This is a genomic window from Legionella cardiaca, assembly GCF_029026145.1.
Lineage (GTDB): Bacteria > Pseudomonadota > Gammaproteobacteria > Legionellales > Legionellaceae > Tatlockia > Tatlockia cardiaca.
On sequence record NZ_CP119078.1, the window covers coordinates 1085249 to 1104735 of the forward strand.

Consider the following 19487-nt stretch of genomic DNA (forward strand, 5'->3'; position numbering starts at 1 on the left):
TTAGATTAATGAGGAACATTCATGTTATACGAAAATAGTAATGATATTGACCCAATTGAAACACGTGAATGGCTGGATGCCTTGCAAGCAGTACTCTCCACTGATGGAGGCCAGCGTGCTGCATTTCTTCTACAAGAGCTTATTAATAAGGCTAATGCCGAAGGGGTAAAACTAAAGAGTGCAATTAATACCCCTTATCGTAATACGATTAAACCTCATGAAGAAAAATTGTTGCCGCCTGATGAAGGATTAGGGAAGCGAATAAGTGCATTAATTCGTTGGAATGCTGTTGCGATGGTATTACGTGCGGGTAAATATGCTCCTGAGTTGGGAGGGCATATTGCCTCTTACGCTTCATCATCTACTTTATACGAAACGGGATTTAATTATTTCTTCAAAGGCCCCAACGGAGACCATGGTGGTGATTTACTCTATATCCAGGGACATTCCTCACCAGGAATCTATGCGCGAGCCTTTTTAGAAGGACGATTGTCTGAGCATCAATTAAACAAATTTAGACAAGAAGTTGAAGTCAATGGTTTATCATCTTATCCCCATCCTTGGTTAATGGGTGATTTTTGGCAATTTCCAACAGTGTCTATGGGATTAGGTCCTCTACAAGCAATTTATCAGGCTCGTTTCCTTAAATATCTAGAGAATCGTGGTTTAATTAAAGCAGAAGGCCGTAAAGTGTGGGCTTTTCTTGGCGACGGTGAAATGGATGAGCCTGAGTCTGTAGGCGCTCTGTCTATTGCTGCTCGTGAAAAGTTAGATAATTTGATTTTTGTCGTAAACTGCAATCTACAGCGTCTTGATGGTCCTGTAAGAGGGAATGGCAAAATTATTCAGGAATTAGAAGGCTTATTTCGCGGTGCAGGATGGAATGTGATTAAAGTTATTTGGGGCGGCCGATGGGATCCATTATTTGCCCGAGATGATAAAGGTATTATGCAAAAGCGCATGGAAGAATGCGTTGATGGTGATTATCAAGCCTATAAGGCTAATGATGGTGCTTATGTCCGTGAGCATTTTTTTGGTCAATACCCTGAATTGAAAAAAATGGTAGAGAATATGTCAGATGATGAAATCTGGCGTTTAAATCGTGGTGGTCATGATGCTCAAAAAGTCTATGCTGCCTATGCACAAGCTGTAGAACATCGTGGTAGTCCAACTGTAATTCTTGCTAAAACCATTAAAGGTTATGGTATGGGGGCTGCTGGTGAAGGTCAAAACATTACTCATCAGCAAAAAAAAATGACCATCGAGCAGCTACGTGCTTTTAGGGATCGTTTTAGTATTCCAATTAGCGATGACAAAATTACAGAGATTCCATTCTATCGTCCAGACGAGAGTAGCCCTGAAATCCAGTATTTGCGTAAGCAAAGAGAAGCTTTAGGTGGATATTTACCGGCGCGAAGTACCGCTTTTGAACCTTTAAAAGTGCCTGAGTTATCGGCTTTTTCGACAATCACTCAGAGTACCGGCGATCGTGAAATTTCTACAACCATGGCATTTGTGCGTCTGTTGTCCGTTTTACTTAAAGATAAAGAATTAGGTAAGCGGATTGTGCCAATTGTTCCTGATGAATGCCGTACCTTTGGAATGGAAGGCTTATTCCGTCAAATTGGAATTTATTCACCAGTAGGGCAGTTATATACGCCAGTGGATCACGAGCAAGTGATGTATTACCGTGAAGCAAAAGATGGGCAAATTCTTGAGGAAGGCATTAATGAAGCAGGGGCATTTTGTTCCTGGATTGCTGCTGCAACCTCATACAGCTCTAATAAATTGGCAATGATTCCATTCTACATTTATTACTCCATGTTTGGTTTCCAACGTATTGGTGATTTAGCATGGGCTGCAGGGGATATGCAGGCTCGAGGATTCTTATTAGGTGGTACAGCTGGTAGAACAACTCTGGCGGGGGAAGGATTGCAGCATCAAGACGGTCATAGTCATATTATGGCTTCTACCATACCCAATTGCATTGCTTATGATCCTACTTATGCCTATGAGTTGGCTGTAATCATTCAGCATGGTTTGTATCGTATGTATGAAAAGCAAGATAACGTTTTTTACTACATTACGGTTATGAATGAAAACTATACTCATCCAGACATGCCGGCCGGTGTAGAAGAAGGAATTATTAAAGGGATGTACCTGCTGCAAGAAACTAAAAAACCCAGTAAAAAACATGTCCAGTTAATGGGATGTGGTACTATTTTACGTGAAGTAATTGCAGCAGCGAAAATGCTTAGTGATGATTTTGGAGTAACTTCTGATATATGGAGTGTCACAAGCTTTAATGAATTAAGACGAGACGGGTTAGCTGTTGAGCGTCATAATCGCATGCATCCTGAAGATAAGCCCAAGCAAAGTTATGTAACTAAGCAATTAGCTGATCGTAAAGGGCCCGTGATTGCTGCAACAGATTATATGCGCTTATATGCCGATCAAATCAGGCCTTTTGTTTCCGCACCATTTATTACCCTGGGTACAGATGGTTATGGACGCAGTGACACACGTCAACGCTTACGTCATTTCTTCGAAGTTGATGCTAAATTTATTGCAATAGCTGCATTAGATGCTTTAGCTCAACAGGGTACATTACCTAAATCAACGGTAGTTGATGCGATGAAACGTTATGGCATTGATAGTGAGAAGCTTGATCCAGTAACTCACTGATTAATTACCCTTTAATAGTCATCCTGCAATGAAGCATTGCAGGATTACCTGTGTTTGCTGAGGATAAATATGGCAGATGAGATTCAAATAAAAGTCCCTGATATTGGTGGTGCAATAGATGTTGATGTTATTGAAGTATTGGTTAAGCCAGGGGATGAAATAAGTAATGATACACCGTTAATTACTTTAGAGTCTGATAAAGCAAGTATGGAAATTCCTTCACCACAATCAGGAAAAATCAAATCATTACAAGTCAAAGTGGGTGATAAAGTATCTGAAGGTGATGTTATTTTAACGTTGACTACGGAAGAATCTTCAAGTGAAAAATCGACCCTAGAGAGTTTACCTTCTGTTGAAAAAGCCGAGGATTCACAAGTAACGGCTGCTGAGTCTAAAAATCCGACACCTCCAACAACAAGCAAACGTCTTGAAGTTCAAGTGCCTGATATTGGTGGTGCTACTGATGTGGATGTCATCGAAATTATGGTGGGTGCAGGTGATACTATCACCAAAGATCAATCACTTATTACCTTGGAAGGTGATAAGGCAACCATGGATATTCCATCGCCAGCTGCTGGAGTAGTCGAAGCCATCTCAGTAAAAGTTGGAGACAAGGTATCCCAGGGTTCGTTAATTCTTACTCTTAATGCTGAACAACGTGGTGCTGAAAGCCCGGCACCAACGCCAGTAAACAAAGCTGAGCCTAAAGAATCTGCACCAAAAGAACAACCTGCCGGACAAGTTGCAACTGTTCATAGCCTGCCAGAGAGTACATTAAATACAAATGTTCCTGCTGGTCCTGCAGTACGACGAATGGCTAGGGAATTTGGAATCAATTTAGCAGAAGTAAAAGGGACGGGTCGAAAATCAAGAATTACAAAGGAAGATTTGCAACTTTATGTTAAAACAAGGTTGAGTGAAAAACCCGCAACAGGAGGCTTTGCACTTCCAACGGCACCGGTTATTGATTTTAGTAAATTTGGTGAGATAGAGGTTAAACCTCTCAATAAAATTAAGCGTCTAACAGGCGTTAATGTTCATCGCTCTTGGGTAACGATTCCACATGTGACTCAATTTGATGAAGCAGATATTACTGAATTGGAAGCATTCAGAAAGTCAGAGGCTGATAAGCAAACCGGCTATAAGTTAACAATGCTTGCTTTTGTTACTAAGGTCATTAGCAAAGCATTATCCGTATATCCGCAATTTAATGCTTCTCTTGATGCGAGTGGAGAAAATTTAATTTATAAGCATTATTGCCATATTGGTATTGCTGTGGAGACACCCAATGGGCTAGTCGTTCCCGTAATACGTGATGTCAATCAATTATCAGTGAGCGATATTGCTATCGAGATGGGACGATTAAGTGCGAAAGCGCGAGATAAAGGGTTGATGCCAGCCGATATGAGTGGTGGTTGTTTTACCATTTCAAGTTTAGGTGGTATTGGTGGTACTGCATTTACTCCGATTGTAAATAGCCCTGAAGTTGCTATTCTTGGACTGTCACGTTCCAGCATAAAACCAGTTTATATAAATGGCGAATTTAAGCCACGGCTCATGTTACCGTTATCATTATCTTATGATCATCGGGTAATTGATGGCGCGGAGGCAGCTCGTTTTACGCGGTTTATTGCTGAATCCCTGGGTGACCTTCGTCGAATTTTATTGTAACAGGGTTTCGGATAGTTTAGAGAATCACGTATTGTGGTTTCTTCGCAGTATCTAAAGTTGAAAGTGATTTGAACGATAAGTGATTAATTTAGTTAACGAGTTTTGTAAAGATTTATGATAATTAATGAGGCATAAGATGGCTGGAATTAAAACAGAAGTAGTCGTGTTAGGGAGTGGTCCTGGTGGTTATACTGCAGCATTTCGCGCTGCGGATTTGGGTAAGAAAGTTGTTCTTATCGAACGCTTTGATAATTTAGGCGGTGTTTGCCTAAACGTAGGCTGTATCCCATCAAAAGCACTGCTTCATATTGCTAAAGTTGTTGACGAAGCGCATGAAATGGCTGAACAAGGTGTAGCATTTGGTAAGCCAAAATTTGATAATAAAAAACTTGTTGCCTGGAAAAACTCTGTTGTTGGCAAACTGACTGGCGGATTAAAAGCTTTATCCAAACAACGAAAAGTCGAAGTAATTACCGGCGTGGCTAAATTTTCCGGGACTCATCAAGTAACGGTTCAGGGAAAAGATGGTGTCACCACTGTTGATTTTGAAAATGCGATTATTGCGGTAGGGAGTGAATCTATTAATTTGCCATTTATTCCAGAAGATCCTCGTATTTTTAGCTCCACAGGTGCTTTGGAGCTCGCTGATATTAAGGGAAGTCTACTTGTATTAGGCGGTGGTATTATTGGTTTAGAAATGGCTACGGTTTATTCTGCACTCGGGGTTGATGTCACCGTTGTTGAATTTATGGACCAATTAATTCCCGGTGCTGATGCTGATTTAGTAAATGTTCTACAAAAGAGAATGACTAAAAAAGGCGTCAAATTTTTACTAAAAACTAAGGTTACGGGTGTAGAAGCTAAAAAAGATGGTATTTATGTTTCTATGGAAGGACAACATGCCACTGAAAAACCTTTATGTTTCCAACAGGTTTTAGTGTGTGTTGGAAGAAAGCCAAATGGTGGAACTATTGATGCGGATAAAGCCGGTGTGCATGTTGATGAGCGTGGTTTTATCAAAGTTGATAACCAAATGCGTACCAATGTATCTCATATTTTTGCAATTGGTGATGTTGTAGGACAACCGATGCTTGCGCATAAAGCAATTCCAGAAGGGCGTGTCGCAGCGGAAGTGATTGCCGGGATGAAACACTATTTTGATCCAAAGTGCATAGCAAGTGTTGCTTATACCGATCCCGAAGTTGCCTGGGCTGGGCTTACTGAGAAAGAAGCAAAAGAAAAAGGGATTGCCTATGAAAAAGGTGTTTTCCCTTGGGCTGCCAGTGGGCGTGCTCTGAGTATGGGACGGGAGGAAGGAATGACGAAAACGTTATTTTGTCCAGAAACGCATCGCATTCTTGGTGCGGGTGTCGTTGGTATTAATGCAGGGGATTTGATTGCTGAGACTGCATTGGCAATTGAAATGGGATGTGATGTAGAAGATATCGCTTTAACAATTCATCCACACCCTACTTTATCAGAAACTATTGCCTTGTCGGCAGAAGTGTTTGAAGGAACAGTTACTGATCTCTACATGCCTAAAAAAAAGAAGTAAGCTAATTTTTGCCATCTTATGTGATGATGAGCAAAATAGAGATTTTTCTTCGGTAACTCTCTCTTTTTTCAAATAAACGGCCATACTATTCTTGATGGCCGTTTTTTTGTAAACCAGATTCTGGGCTCAGGAGCATAGAATGTTTGAAATACGCCCAATGCAGCAAAGAGACATAGATAATGTTTATACAATCGAAAAATCTTCACATCGAGCTCCATGGAGCAGGGATATTCTAAGTGATTGTATATTAGTTGGTTATGATTGCCGTGTTCTGGAAATAATGACAGCTTCTGGTAAGGAACTCGTGGGTTACATTATTTGCCGCAATAGCTTTAACGTTTGTCATATTCTGAACTTATGTGTCACTGTTTCCGAGCAAGGTAAGGGTTATGGACAAAAATTACTGGAAGCAGTGTTAAATTCATTGGCTAATTCTGATTCTGACACCGTTATTCTAGAAGTTCGACCAAGTAATAAAGCAGCACTCAAACTGTATCAAAAATTTGGCTTCTATAAGGATTTGATTAAAAAAGGATATTATAAAGATGAGAATGGCGAAGAAGATGCTATTCTATTAAAAAAAATCATTCCTCATAATCAGTCGTCTCCATTAGAAGGTAATGGTTAAAGCTGGAATTTAGTAAAATACAAGATTCAAGATTAAATGCCGACGGACGAATACAGAGAGAGGGATATTGTAAAAGCACCAAAAGAGTTCGGCTTTAAATTGTTTTAGGAGAAGAAGGGATGCAACTCGTCAAAATAATGATAATTTTTTTCTTTGGTTATGTCCTTACTTCGTGTGGTCCCTCAACACCAAAAACGCCACCACCCGTTGCTGAAGTAGATGTTGCTTATCCTCTAAAAAAGAAAATTATTGAGTGGGATGAATACACTGGGCGATTTCAAGCTGTTCAAGAAGTAGATATTCGTGCTCGAGTTACGGGTTATCTCGATGCAATTAAATTTAAGGATGGGCAATTTGTTAAAACTGGTGATATTTTATTTATTATTGATCCACGTCCGTTTGAATATGCTTTAACAAGGGCAAAAGCTGAATATGAATTGGCTACCAAACAATATGAAAGGGCTATTCAGTTAAAGAAAGAGAGCTTTATTGCAGCTGAGACAATTGATCAACGCTTTCAAGAAATGCAAGTAGCTGAAACTCGACTTAATGACGCGAAATTAAATCTTGAATTCACTCAGGTTAAGTCGCCCATTGGCGGAAGAATTAGTCGTTATTATGTTAGTGTCGGTAACCTGGTTACTAAAAATGAAACCGTATTAACCAAAATAGTATCGCTTGATCCTATCTATTTTTATTTTGAAGCAAGTCAAAGTGATTTACTGAAGTATATTCGTTTGACTAAGCAAGGCAAGCTTCCTGATTCTCAGGAAGGCTCCAGTCCAATTGTCATTAAATTGCAAGATGAGAAGGAATTTTTGCATAAAGGAAATATGAATTTTTTTGATAATGTCGTTGATACAGGCACTGGAACTATTTTGGGACGAGCCACGGTGCCAAACCCCGATTCAGTAATTTATCCTGGCTTATTCGGTCGCGCACGTATAGCGGGTAGTGCTGAATACGAGGCACTTTTATTACCAGACAAAGCAATTAATACAGAGCAAACACGAAAATATGTTTATGTTGTCGATAAACAAAATAAAGTGCAGCGTGTTTATGTACAATTAGGTCCTATTCGAGATAGTAGTTTTTACATTATTCGCAGCGGTCTTAAAGGGGATGAACGTGTCGTTGTTAGTGGCCTTCAGCGCATTCATGTTCCAGGGCAAGAAGTCAAACCAATTAATGTTCAATTACATGAGTAATGCTTTAACTAACAGGAAGTAGTTAATGAAAATATCCCATTTCTTTATTGAACGGCCCATATTTGCAACTGTGATTGCAATTATTATTGTGCTTATTGGAGGTCTTGCTTATTTCAACTTGCCTATTGAACAGTATCCACAAGTCGTACCACCAACTATTCAAGTTACAGCCTCCTATCCTGGAGCAAACGCCAAGACTGTGGCAGAAACAGTAGCAACACCCATTGAACAGGAGGTAAATGGGGTCGAGGGTATGTTATATATGGATTCGCAATCTACTGATGATGGGCAGATGCGCCTGACTATTACCTTTGAATTAGGGACGGATTTGGATATAGCGCAGGTACTGGTGCAAAACCGTGTTGCCATTGCAGAACCTAGGTTGCCAGAAGAAGTACGTCGTATTGGTATAACAACAGTAAAAAATGCGCCTGATCTAATGTTGGTGATTAACCTTTTTTCACCGGATGGACGCTATGATCAAACATTTTTGGGAAATTATGCCGTATTGAATATTCGCGACAAGATTAGGCGTATTGATGGAGTAGGGAATGTTCGTCTGGTTGGGGCTAGCGAATATGCAATGCGTATATGGCTTGACCCTGATCTGATTAATTCCTATGACTTGGCAGCTGAAGATATTGTTGATGCATTGCGTTCTCAAAATGTGCAAATTGCGAGTGGAACTTTAAATAGCCAGCCGCAAAAGCAGCAATATGGGATCGAATACAATATTGAAACACGAGGCCGTCTTGTTAATCCTGAAGAATTTGGAAATATCATAGTTAAATCAGGTGAAAGTGGGCGGATAGTACGCCTGAAAGACGTTGCCCGCATTGAATTAGGTGCCCAGGATTATTTTACAAAAGGTTATCTGGGTAGCTACCCTGCGGTAGCTTTGCCAGTATTTCAACGTCCTGGGACGAATGCACTGGCAACTGCAAAAGAAATTATTGAGACAATGAAGGAGATCGCTAAAGAATTCCCTCCTGGGATTGAGTATAAAATTGCTTATAATCCTACAGAATTTATTGCTGAATCCATTACTGCAGTTTTTCATACTATTTATGAAGCAGTGTTGCTGGTTGTTTTAGTTATCCTCATTTTTTTACAGTCCTGGCGAGCGGCAATCATTCCTATCATTGCTATTCCTGTTTCTTTGATTGGAACATTTGCAGTCATGCAGGCCATTGGATTTTCTCTTAATTATTTAACGCTTTTCGGGTTGGTTTTGGCTATTGGTATTGTTGTTGATGATGCGATTGTTGTTATTGAAAATATGGAACGTAATATTCGCGCTGGTATGAATCCACGAGAGGCGGCAAGGAAGACAATGACCGAAGTAGGTTCAGCACTTGTCGCTATTGGTTTAGTACTGGTGGCTGTCTTTCTCCCTACGATATTCCTGGAGGGTATATCAGGACGATTTTATCAACAATTCGGTACGACCATTGCCGTTGCTACAGTAATTTCCGTTTTTGTGTCATTAACTCTAAGTCCAGCTTTGGCTGCAATATTACTAAAACCTCATAAAATAGAAAAAGAGTCTAAGGCCTCAATGCGCCATCCTGTCAAATCATTTCTAAGCAAATTTAATCAGGGCTTTGACTACGTATCAGTACGATATGGCAAGCTTGTGGCTAAATTAACACGACGCACAGGATTGATGCTCGTAATTTATATAATTTTAATTTCAACCACTGTTTTTCTATTTAAATTTGTACCGACCGGTTTTATTCCAAGACAAGATCAAGGTTATTTTATTATCTCGGTACAGTTACCTCCTGGAGCATCACTAGATAGGACTGATAGCGTGGTAAGAGAGGCATTACGTAAAATATTAGCTATACCTGGAATTAGTAATGCCGTTGGTTTTACAGGATTTGCGGGAGCCACATTTACCAACTCATCAAATGCTGCAGCAATTTTCCCGGTCATGGATTCATTTAAAAAGCGAAAGGAGATGGGGATCACTTACAATGATATGTTGGAAAAATTAAGACAGGAAATGGGAAGTATTAAAGATGCCATGATTGTCGTTATTCCTCCACCTCCAGTGCGTGGAATTGGTAATGCCGGGGGCTTTAAGATGATGATCCAGGATCGAGGCGGACGAGGAATCGATGTACTTTCAGAGGCGGTTGCAAATCTCGCTCTCAAAGCAAATCAAGCACCGGAAACCACATCTGTATTTACTTTTTTTGAAAATAGTACCCCTAGAATTCATTTGGCTTTTGAAAGAGAAAAAGCAGAACGCTTGGGAGTACCAGTTGCCAGAGTGATTGAAACCCTGGAAGTGTATCTCGGCTCTGTTTTTATCAATGAATTTAATTATTTAGGAAGAACATTTCGAGTTATGGCTCAGGCTGATTCAGATTACCGTTTAACGGCGGATGATATTTTGCGATTAAAGGTGCGTAATAACTCAGGGGATATGGTTCCTATTGGTTCAGTTGCTAATCTTGAAGATACATTCGGCCCATCAAGGATGCCTCGCTATAATCTCTATCCGGCAATTGATCTCTTAGGTGATGTGAAACCGGGGTATAGCACTGGTGAAGCACTAGCGTCAATGGAAAAATTAGCCAACGAAATTTTGCCCGATGGGATTGGTTATGAGTGGACGGAACTTGCTTACCAACAAAAAATGGTAGGAAATACGGCAACGATTGCCTTTATTCTAGGGGTCGTGTTTGTGTTTTTACTCTTATCAGCACAGTATGAGAGCTGGGTTTTACCCATAGCTATTATTCTAATTGTTCCAATGTGCTTATTTTCTGCATTGATTGGACTTAAGATTTTGGGCATGGAAAATAACGTAATGACTCAGCTTGGTTTTATTGTGCTTATTGGATTAGCCTCAAAGAACGCGATTTTAATCGTTGAGTTCGCACGACAATTAGAGAATGCAGGCGCTAATCGATGGAAGGCTGCGATTCAGGCTGCTAGATTAAGACTTCGACCAATTTTAATGACGTCATTTGCCTTTATTTTAGGTGTATATCCGCTAGTAATTGCTTCGGGTGCCGGATCTGAAATGCGTCAAGCGCTTGGGGTAGCGGTGTTTAGTGGTATGATCGGCGTTACTTTTTTTGGTTTAGTATTCACCCCTGTTTTCTACGTACTAATTAGTCGTCTGGCTCATGGAAGGAGTAAGAAAAAAGTTCCGGTAGAATAGGCTTAGTGAGGTAGATCCATTATCAATTCATGCGCTGCAAGAATTCTTGAAAATGATTTTTCTCAGGCTGTGACAGCAGGTAAGTGCGCAGATTTTCTACGTTTCGGGTATACTCCTCTTGATTTAATGATCCACGCATTAATTCAAAACGCAAGTACACACAATAAGTATTTAACACGTCTGTTTCGCAATAATCACGAATTTTTTTTAAGTTGCCTTGATTGTATTCTTCCCAAACTTTAGCGCCACTCATCCCCATCTTGCCAGGAAAACCCAGCATTGAGGCGATCTCATCTAATGGGGCAAATGCTTTATTTTGATAAGAAGCAAGTACATCCATGAGATCGAGATGACGATAATGAAAGCGATTTAAATAATTGTTCCAGCGAAAATGTTGTTGATTTTCTCCATTTTCCCAATACGTGGGAGCAGATATGCCATGCAAAAGAGAGCGATAATGAAGCACCGGTAAATCAAAACCACAACCATTCCAGCTCACAAGAACAGGCGTATATTTCTCAACGCCTGAGAAAAAACGGTGAATCAAATCTTGTTCACTGGATTGCTCATCTCCAAGAGACCAAACGGTGAGTTGAGTTCCTTGGCTAAGAACTAACGAAATCGCAACAATTTTTTGTAAATAATGAGGAAGAAATTCATTACCAACTTTTGCTCGGCGAAGAGCATAAAGGGCTGCAACCGTGTCTTCATCCGATAAATTGTGTAAATCATACAATTTTCGTCCGGTCTCGATGTCAGGAATCGTTTCTATATCAAATACAAGCGTGCTCATTTAATCTGCAAAAGATGTTGACCCGCTAGAAACTAACATAGCTAGTGCAATTTGTGAATTGAAATTCTCCTTTAAAAATGAATTAGGATATTCCCTAATAAAAAATGTTTAAATTTAGCGGTATTTTTGCTACTAATATGTCCATAAAAATTCGACATAATAAGAAAAAATGAAGTTAAAATTATTTGTTTTAATCTTTTGCTCGTTATTGCTTGTATCATGTACGACTCGTCCTCCTCGTGATGTTAACAATATTTGTGGTGTTTTCCATCAATATCCTAAATGGTATCGAGATGCCCTTGATGTTGAACGACGTTGGCGAGTGCCTGTAGCAGTGCAAATGGCTATTCTACATCAAGAATCCAAATTTGATGGCAGCGCACAACCTGCGCGAACTAAATTGCTGTGGGTTATTCCCTGGAAAAGACCCTCGACGGCTTACGGCTATACACAAGCACTTCGTTCTACGTGGGCGCTCTATAAGCGCTCTGAAGGCGGAGGCGGTATGTGGGCTTCTCGTGGCGTCTTTGCTGATGCAGTTGACTTTGTTGGCTGGTATGCCAATCAGGCTAATCGACAAGCAGGCATTCCCCGCAATGACGCATATCGTTTGTATCTTGCATACCATGAAGGGATTGGTGGTTATCAACGTAAAACCTATCTAAAGAAACCTTGGTTAATTCAGGTTTCTCGAAAGGTAAAGGCTAGATCACAAATATTCCAGGCGCAGTTAAATCAATGCCGTGGGTCATTGCCTGGAAGATCAAGATTTAGATTTTAAGAAAAACATATATCAAGATAACACCATATAGAATATTTTTTAATCAAAATAGATAATCTAATACGTATAGTTGGTTATATACTAATGACATTCTTCCTTTGAAAAGGTAGGATGATAGGTTCATTTAAGTAGGAGCTTATTGATGCGTTTAATGCTATTGGGTGGTCCAGGTGCAGGAAAGGGAACTCAGGCACTAAAGTTAGTTAACCATTTTAAAATTCCCCAAATTTCAACAGGTGATATGCTTCGCTCAGCGATCTCGGCAGGAACTGAATTAGGTAAAAGTGCAAAAAAGGTGATGGATGCCGGAGAATTGGTGTCAGATGATATTATTATTGGTCTTGTGAAAGAGCGTCTACAGCAACCTGATTGTCGCAATGGCTTTTTGTTTGATGGGTTTCCGCGAACACTACCTCAAGCTGATGCTTTAAAAAATGCTCATATTAAACTGGATCATGTGATTGAAATTGCTGTTCCCGATAAAGAGATAATCAGTCGTATTAGTGGCCGATTAGTGCATGTGGCTTCTGGTCGTGTTTACCACGTTAAGTCCCATCCTCCCAAAAAGGATTTTCTTGACGACGTTACCGGAGAGCGTTTGATTCAACGTGATGACGACAAAGAGGAAACCATTAAGCAACGTTTGGCTGTATATCATCAACAAACGGAACCGCTAATTAACTATTACCAGGAATGGGCTAAAACTAAAAATCCTGAAGCACCTCAATTCCATCGCATTGATGGTGTCGACGCAGTTGATAATATTTTTTCTAAGATTTTAGCCTGCATTAACCAGGAGAAAACTCATGCCGCTTCATGAACTTCAAACAGCGGAATTTGAAGAATTTATTGAAAAAAATTCTCTGGTATTTATTGATTTTTGGGCAGAGTGGTGTGCACCCTGCAAGGAATTTGCCAGAGTTTATGAGAAAGTTGCAGAGCAAAACCCAACCGTTAAATTTGCCAAGGTGAATATTGAAAAAGAAACCGAGCTAGCTGATATTTTTCAGATACGCTCTATCCCCCATTTAATGGTTTTTAAAGAAGGCATCGCCATCTATTCAGAAGCTGGCAGTATGCCCGAATCAATTTTTAAAGATTTAGTACAGCAGGCAATCAATGTTGATGTGAGTGAGATTCGAGATAAAATTGATAAAGGCGAACTTTAATTTAAAGTACTTCACAAAAAGTAAAGGCTAAAATAATAGCAACTCTTCTCCCGCCATCCCGAGCGTAGCGAGGGATCTTCCTGCAATGGAGAGTGCTTGGTTTCTGGTTATTATTGGAGCCGTCTCCATTCATTGAACAAGAATTTGTTTTAGAAAAGAAGCAAGAGCGATTAATAAATTGAATTCTGAATGGAAAGATTTATATCCATCGCTACGCTCGGGATGACGCGAGAGTTACAATAATGGAGCGAAATAGATAGCAAATAGAGCTAATATATAACATGTGTAAGTTCTTAAAGCAGATTAGTGATTCCTATGCAGTAAATATTCGGTAAGAGCCTGGGTATTTTCGGGAGGAAAATTTAAGCCAAGTTTTGTGCGGCGCCATAAGATATCTTCACAGGTTAAGGCCCATTCTTCACGGCATAAATAATCAACTTCAAGCTGATATAGGCTATTTCCAAAATCATGTCCCAAGTCTGCCATCTTCTTGCAGCCAGCTAATAAAAGCTCAGTGTGTGTTCCATAGCTGCTTAGGTAACGCTCTTTGAGATCTTCAGGTAACCAAAAATATTTTTCTCGTGCAAAAACTAAATACTCTTTATAGGACATATCTTGCAATCTGGCGCCTGGAAGTGGCGTGTTGCTAGTTTCTGATTTTGAAAGATAAGGGAAAACAGTTCTCAGTTCGTTCACGCTTTCTAAAGCGAGTTGACGATAGGTTGTTATTTTTCCACCATAAATTGTTACGGCAGGTGCCGGTGAGTCGGTGTAGGTGTAGGTGTAATCCCGGCTTAAGGTTTTAAGCTCTCCTGCAGCAGCGAGTAATGGCCTGACACCACTCCAGGTATTAATGATATTCTCGCGTTGAATATCGCAACGAAGATAGTTATTCACCAGGTTACAAAGATAATCAACTTCGTCATTGGAGATATTGACCTCATCTAAGGAGCCTTTGAAGGCAACATCTGTAGTTCCTATCATGGTGTAGCCTTGATAAGGTACGATAAAGACAATGCGTCCATCCAGATGTTGCAGCAGGTAGGCGTGTTCTCCTTCATAGAGTCTATGAACTACTAAATGGCTGCCTTTAACTAAGGACATTTGATATTGGTTAGGAATTTGCAATAAATTATTAATTGATTCAACCCAAGGTCCCGTTGCATTAACAACAGTTTTTGCTTTGATTAACTGTTCCTCGTTAGAAAGTGTTTTAATGGTTAGATGCCACATTCCATCTTTCGTAGTGGCCTGTATAAGTTTCGTATAGTTATGAATAGATGCTCCGTATGTTTTAGCTTGTAGTGCATTGGTAATGGTTAGGCGGGAATCATCCGTTGCACAATCGTAGAATAAAAAGCCTTTATTATATTTTTCCTTTAAAAGAGAAAAATACGTAGGGTGCTGTTTACGACGAAGAAGTTTACTTCGGGGTAATTTGTTCTTGCGACTCAAGTTATCATAGAGAAATAAGCCTGTGCGCAATAACCAGGCTGGTCGCATATTTTGCTCATACGGTAGTACGAAAGGCAGCGGGTGTATAAGATGAGGTGCTAATGACAATAATCGTTGCCGTTCATCCAGGGCTTTTTTGACCAATTTGAAATCGTAGTATTCAAGATAACGGATTCCCCCATGGATTAATTTGCTGCTACTGGAAGAGGTTTTGGAGGCAAGATCTTCTTGTTCAAAAAGAATAACTGACAAACCACGTTGTGCTGCATCAGCTGCAACTCCGCACCCATTAATTCCGCCACCAATGACTGCAACATCAAAAACCTGTTCCATGTTTTCGTCCCCGCAAAAAGCGTATAAGATGAGAAGCTTATTCACTACAAATTTACTAATCATTCTATCATTTTCAAGTGCAGTTAAAATATTCAATTGAAATTAATTGAGGTGACTTAAGAGGGATTTAAAGCAATGAACTATCTTCTTGCCATTGATCAAGGAACAAGTAGTACTCGGGCGATGTTATATGATGTTGCCGGAAAATTAATAACTGCCAGTCAGTATCCTCTTACCCAATCTTATCCTAATCCTGGCTGGGTAGAACATGATCCCGAAGAAATCTGGCGTAAAACACTCAAAGCGATGCAGGATGTTGTTAGCCAAGTGGAGGCGGGAAAGATTCTTACTTGCGGTATTACCAATCAGCGAGAAACGTCTGTGATTTGGGACAAGCATACGGGGCAATGCCTGGCGCCTGCCATTGTATGGCAAGACAGACGGACAGAAGACTTTTGCCAATCATTGTCATCTTATAGTGATTTATTACAAAAAAAGACTGGGCTTTTGCCTGACCCTTATTTTTCTGCGAGCAAACTACATTGGTTCCTGAACAACATTCCTCAAGCTCGCGCCCTTGCGACAAAAAACCAGCTTGCATTTGGAACTATCGATACATTTTTAATTTGGCGCTTGACTAAAGGCGAAGCTCATTTAACTGATGTGACCAATGCTTCTCGTACCTTATTATTTAATATTATTGAACAACAATGGGATGATGAATTGCTCTCGCTGTTTAATATTCCCATCGCAATTTTGCCTGAGGTATGTGCCAGTGATGCTCATTTTGGTGTAATAGCAAAAGAACATTTGGGAGTAACTATTCCAATTACTGGCGTAGCGGGTGATCAACAAGCTGCACTCATAGGGCAGCGTTGCTTTAAGGATGGTATGGTGAAGGCTACGTTTGGTACCGGTGGATTTTTGTTAATGAATACTGGCAATAAACCCGTGATATCTAACCATAAACTGCTAACAACAATTGCTTATCGAATAAAGGAAGAAACTGCTTATGGCATAGAAGGTAGTCTTTATCATGCAGGCACTACCGTTAAATGGTTGCGAGATGAAATGAAATTGATAGCTACTGCGGCTGAAACGGAAGTACTCGCACAGAGTTTAACTAGTAACGAAGGGGTTTATCTTATTCCAGCATTTACGGGTCTAGGAGCTCCCCACTGGATCTCAAAACCTGGTGCCGCCATTGTCGGTTTAAGTCGAACAAGTAATAGAGCCCATTTTGCGCGTGCAGCACTCGAATGTGTTTGCTATCAGACTCGGGATATACTGGAATGCATGCGAGAGGACAGCAATTTAGATATTGCTTTATTGCGTGTCGATGGTGGAATGGCTGCAAATCAATGGTTTTTACAATTTCTGGCTTTGCAGTGTGCCTTAACGGTACAGCGTCCTCTCGATATAGAAACCACAGCGCAAGGCGCTGCTATGTTAGCGGCCCTGGGATGTGGATTAGTTAGTTCGCTGGATGCTTTGCAAAAGACTTGGGATTGTGAACAAGAATTTAAAGTTGAGAGTAAAGCCAATAGCATTGAAAAGGATTATGCCGGTTGGAGTAAAGCATTAGCGATGATTAAGTCGCAGTAGATCCTGATACAGTTCTTACGGTGTTTCGGGTAGTTCTGGCATACGATAAAATTGAAAGGCATTTAGATAGAGCACTTTTTCAGCCATTGAAGTATCGAATGTCTCTAAGATAATTGATATGTCATTATCTTCAAAAGGTCGTGGGGCACGCGTTGAAGGAAGATCTGTACCAAACATTAACGCATCTGGATTAGCAGCGCTAATAGCTTTCAGGACCTGTGTGACATTAAAGTTAACTCGACCAAATCCAGTCGCTTTAACCTTAATACCCTGTTCAATTAACAAAAGAAGCATAGGTAAACCTTCTTTTGTTAAGCCAAGATGGTCAATGCTAACGGCAGGAAGTTTAAGTAAAACATCAATAAGTTCTGTTAACTCACGAGAATCAAGGTATAACTCGATATGCCAATTGGCAAGTTCATATACACGATTGGCAAACGATTGTAAATTTGCAAGACTCTCTGAACCACCTCGTTTTAAATTAAAACGAACACCACGAACACCGGCAGTCTGCAGATTGAGGATTTCAGTATCGGATACAGAGGCTGGCAGTTGTGTTACTCCAACAAAAGTAGGCCCTAATTCTTTCAATGCAGTTAATAGATAAGTTTGGTCGAAACCTTGAAAAGAACCTGAGACGAGGACTCCTCCCAAGATATTAAACTTCTCTAATCGCTTATGGTAATCAAAAACTGTAAAAGGTGGCGGTAAATAATTGTTATTTGCAATCAATGGAAATCGCTGGTCAATAATATGAAAATGACTATCAAAAAAACAAATCCTTTGCATTTATTCTCTCAGTGTAATGTAAAGTTTTATAATTATTGTTTAGGTAAAAGCTATAAGGCAATCATATTTTATATGCCCTTTCCCAATTACTCTGATAGGAACGTTTTTGAGTTAAATTTATATCCTTCCCGCGTAGGCGGGATCTATCTCGAGACAAAGTGGAGAATTCAAAGATGAGTAGATGCCCGCCTTACGCGGGAATGACACTAAAAAAAAGTGACCGTAGCAGAGTGTAAAGCAGAATTTTAGCAAAATTGCTGAAGGATGGTTGGGCTTTGCAGCCCAACGCAGAGACACTCGGTCATTGAGAGGATGATAAATGGCATCCTCAAGGTAACTTTACATTACGTCGCGTTCACGCTCACCCGTATAAAGTTGACGTGGACGGCCAATTTTAGATTTGCTAGCTACCATCTCCATCCAGTGAGACATCCATCCTACTGTTCTCGCCAGAGCAAAAATAACAGTATACATGTTGGTAGGAATACCAATAGCGCTTAATGTAATACCTGAATAGAAGTCAACGTTAGGATAGAGTTTTTTCTCAACGAAATATTCATCTTCAAGCGCAATACGCTCAAGCTCGAGTGCCAGTTTAAATAATGGCGCATCATGAGCTCCAACAGCATTAAGAACCTCGTAGCAAGTTTTGCGCATTACTTTTGCACGTGGGTCATAGCTTTTATAAACGCGATGTCCAAAGCCCATCAAACGGAAAGGATCATCCTTATCTTTCGCACGTTTAATGTAATGATTAATATGTTTTACATCCCCAATTTCTTTTAGCATATTCAGGCAGGCTTCATTAGCTCCGCCATGTGCAGGTCCCCAAAGAGCTCCAATTCCAGCAGAAATACAGGCATAAGGGTTAGCACCAGTTGAGCCTGCAAGTCGCACTGTTGATGTTGATGCATTTTGTTCATGATCGGCATGTAAGGTAAAGATAGTATCCATCGCATTAACAATGACAGGGTCAGGAGTAATATCTTCAGAAGGTACGCCAAACATCATATGTAAAAAGTTTTCGGCATAGGACATTCTATTCTGTGGGTACATGTAAGGTTGTCCAACAGAATATTTATAACTCATTGCCGCTAAAGTAGGCATTTTGGCAATTAAACGTATTGCAGAAATGTAGCGATCCTGCTGATTGTTTAAGTCAATTGAATCATGATAGAAGGCGGATAAAGCACCCACAATACCTACCATAATAGCCATAGGATGCGCATCTCTACGGAATCCATTTAAAAAATTGTACATCTGTTGATGCACCATAGTGTGGTTATTAATTAAACTAACAAAACTTTTCTTTTCTTTCTCGTCTGGGAGCTCCCCATTAAGTAAGAGATAACTCACATCCAGAAAGTCTTTTTTCTCCGCCAATTGTTCAATTGGATAACCTCTGTAGAGTAAAATTCCATTCTCACCGTCGATATAAGTAATCTTTGACTCACAGGAAGCTGTGGCAACAAAGCCCGGATCGAAAGTAAAATAGCCTTGTGCAGCCAGCTTATTAATATCAATCACATCGTTACCAAGAGTTGGGCTATAAATTGGAAGCTCAATCGGATCATGGCCGTCTATGCTAAGTTGTGCAACTTTTTGAGTCATCGCGTCTCCTAAGTTTATGGCTTCAC

General features: G+C 40.1%; 14 protein-coding genes. 10 read left to right on the plus strand and 4 right to left on the minus strand.

Annotated elements, in window-relative coordinates; translation table 11 throughout:
• The first annotated feature begins 21 nt into the window (after positions 1-21).
• From aceE to PXX05_RS04780, 6 genes are all read left to right on the plus strand, one after another.
• Positions 22-2685 (plus strand): pyruvate dehydrogenase (acetyl-transferring), homodimeric type, encoded by a 2664-nt coding sequence (gene aceE, locus PXX05_RS04755; RefSeq protein WP_275089917.1) that lies wholly within the window; start codon positions 22-24, stop codon positions 2683-2685.
• Between the two features lie 69 nt (positions 2686-2754).
• Positions 2755-4356 carry a dihydrolipoyllysine-residue acetyltransferase gene (gene aceF, locus PXX05_RS04760; protein ID WP_275089918.1) on the plus strand — a complete coding sequence of 534 codons (1602 nt, stop codon included), beginning with the start codon at positions 2755-2757 and terminating at the stop codon, positions 4354-4356.
• A 136-nt stretch (positions 4357-4492) separates the two neighbouring features.
• Positions 4493-5911, plus strand: coding sequence for a dihydrolipoyl dehydrogenase (lpdA, locus tag PXX05_RS04765; protein ID WP_275089919.1), 1419 nt, complete (start codon positions 4493-4495; stop codon positions 5909-5911).
• Between the two features lie 139 nt (positions 5912-6050).
• The gene (rimI, locus tag PXX05_RS04770) at positions 6051-6539 is read left to right on the plus strand and encodes a ribosomal protein S18-alanine N-acetyltransferase (RefSeq protein WP_275089920.1); all 489 of its coding nucleotides are present in this window, start codon (positions 6051-6053) and stop codon (positions 6537-6539) included.
• Positions 6540-6658: 119 nt separating this feature from the next.
• Positions 6659-7747 (plus strand): efflux RND transporter periplasmic adaptor subunit, encoded by a 1089-nt coding sequence (locus PXX05_RS04775; protein WP_275089921.1) that lies wholly within the window; start codon positions 6659-6661, stop codon positions 7745-7747.
• A gap of 25 nt (positions 7748-7772) precedes the next feature.
• Entirely contained in the window at positions 7773-10925 is a 3153-nt protein-coding gene (locus tag PXX05_RS04780) for an efflux RND transporter permease subunit (RefSeq protein WP_275089922.1), read from the plus strand.
• A 22-nt stretch (positions 10926-10947) separates the two neighbouring features.
• Here the strand turns inward: PXX05_RS04780 and PXX05_RS04785 are convergent, their stop codons facing one another.
• On the minus strand, positions 10948-11718 hold the full coding sequence (locus PXX05_RS04785; protein ID WP_275089923.1) for a 3'-5' exonuclease: 771 nt from the start codon (positions 11716-11718) through the stop codon (positions 10948-10950).
• Positions 11719-11887: 169 nt separating this feature from the next.
• Between PXX05_RS04785 and PXX05_RS04790 the strand changes: the two genes are divergently transcribed.
• The 3 genes from PXX05_RS04790 (at position 11888) to PXX05_RS04800 (ending at position 13668) form a co-directional block, all read left to right on the plus strand.
• Positions 11888-12499 carry a transglycosylase SLT domain-containing protein gene (locus tag PXX05_RS04790; protein WP_275089924.1) on the plus strand — a complete coding sequence of 204 codons (612 nt, stop codon included), beginning with the start codon at positions 11888-11890 and terminating at the stop codon, positions 12497-12499.
• 142 nt (positions 12500-12641) lie between these two features.
• Positions 12642-13319, plus strand: a complete 678-nt coding sequence (adk, locus tag PXX05_RS04795; protein ID WP_275089925.1) for an adenylate kinase — start codon at positions 12642-12644, stop codon at positions 13317-13319.
• A complete protein-coding gene (locus PXX05_RS04800; RefSeq protein ID WP_275089926.1) occupies positions 13306-13668 on the plus strand; it encodes a thioredoxin family protein in 363 nt (120 codons plus the stop codon). Before adk ends, PXX05_RS04800 begins: the two co-directional genes overlap by 14 nt.
• A gap of 303 nt (positions 13669-13971) precedes the next feature.
• On the opposite strand, the gene glpD is transcribed toward PXX05_RS04800, so the two are convergent.
• On the minus strand, positions 13972-15456 hold the full coding sequence (gene glpD, locus PXX05_RS04805) for a glycerol-3-phosphate dehydrogenase (protein WP_275089927.1): 1485 nt from the start codon (positions 15454-15456) through the stop codon (positions 13972-13974).
• Between the two features lie 135 nt (positions 15457-15591).
• Here glpD and glpK point away from each other — a divergent pair, with 135 nt between their 5' ends.
• Positions 15592-17061: a glycerol kinase GlpK gene (gene glpK, locus PXX05_RS04810; protein ID WP_275089928.1), complete on the plus strand. Its 1470-nt coding sequence runs from the start codon at positions 15592-15594 to the stop codon at positions 17059-17061.
• A 15-nt stretch (positions 17062-17076) separates the two neighbouring features.
• Here glpK and PXX05_RS04815 read toward each other — a convergent pair whose 3' ends face one another.
• Together PXX05_RS04815 and gltA are read right to left on the minus strand one after the other, a co-directional pair.
• The gene (locus PXX05_RS04815; RefSeq protein ID WP_275089929.1) at positions 17077-17850 is read right to left on the minus strand and encodes an amidohydrolase family protein; all 774 of its coding nucleotides are present in this window, start codon (positions 17848-17850) and stop codon (positions 17077-17079) included.
• A 339-nt stretch (positions 17851-18189) separates the two neighbouring features.
• Entirely contained in the window at positions 18190-19461 is a 1272-nt protein-coding gene (gene gltA / locus PXX05_RS04820; RefSeq protein WP_275089930.1) for a citrate synthase, read from the minus strand.
• Positions 19462-19487 lie beyond the last annotated feature (26 nt).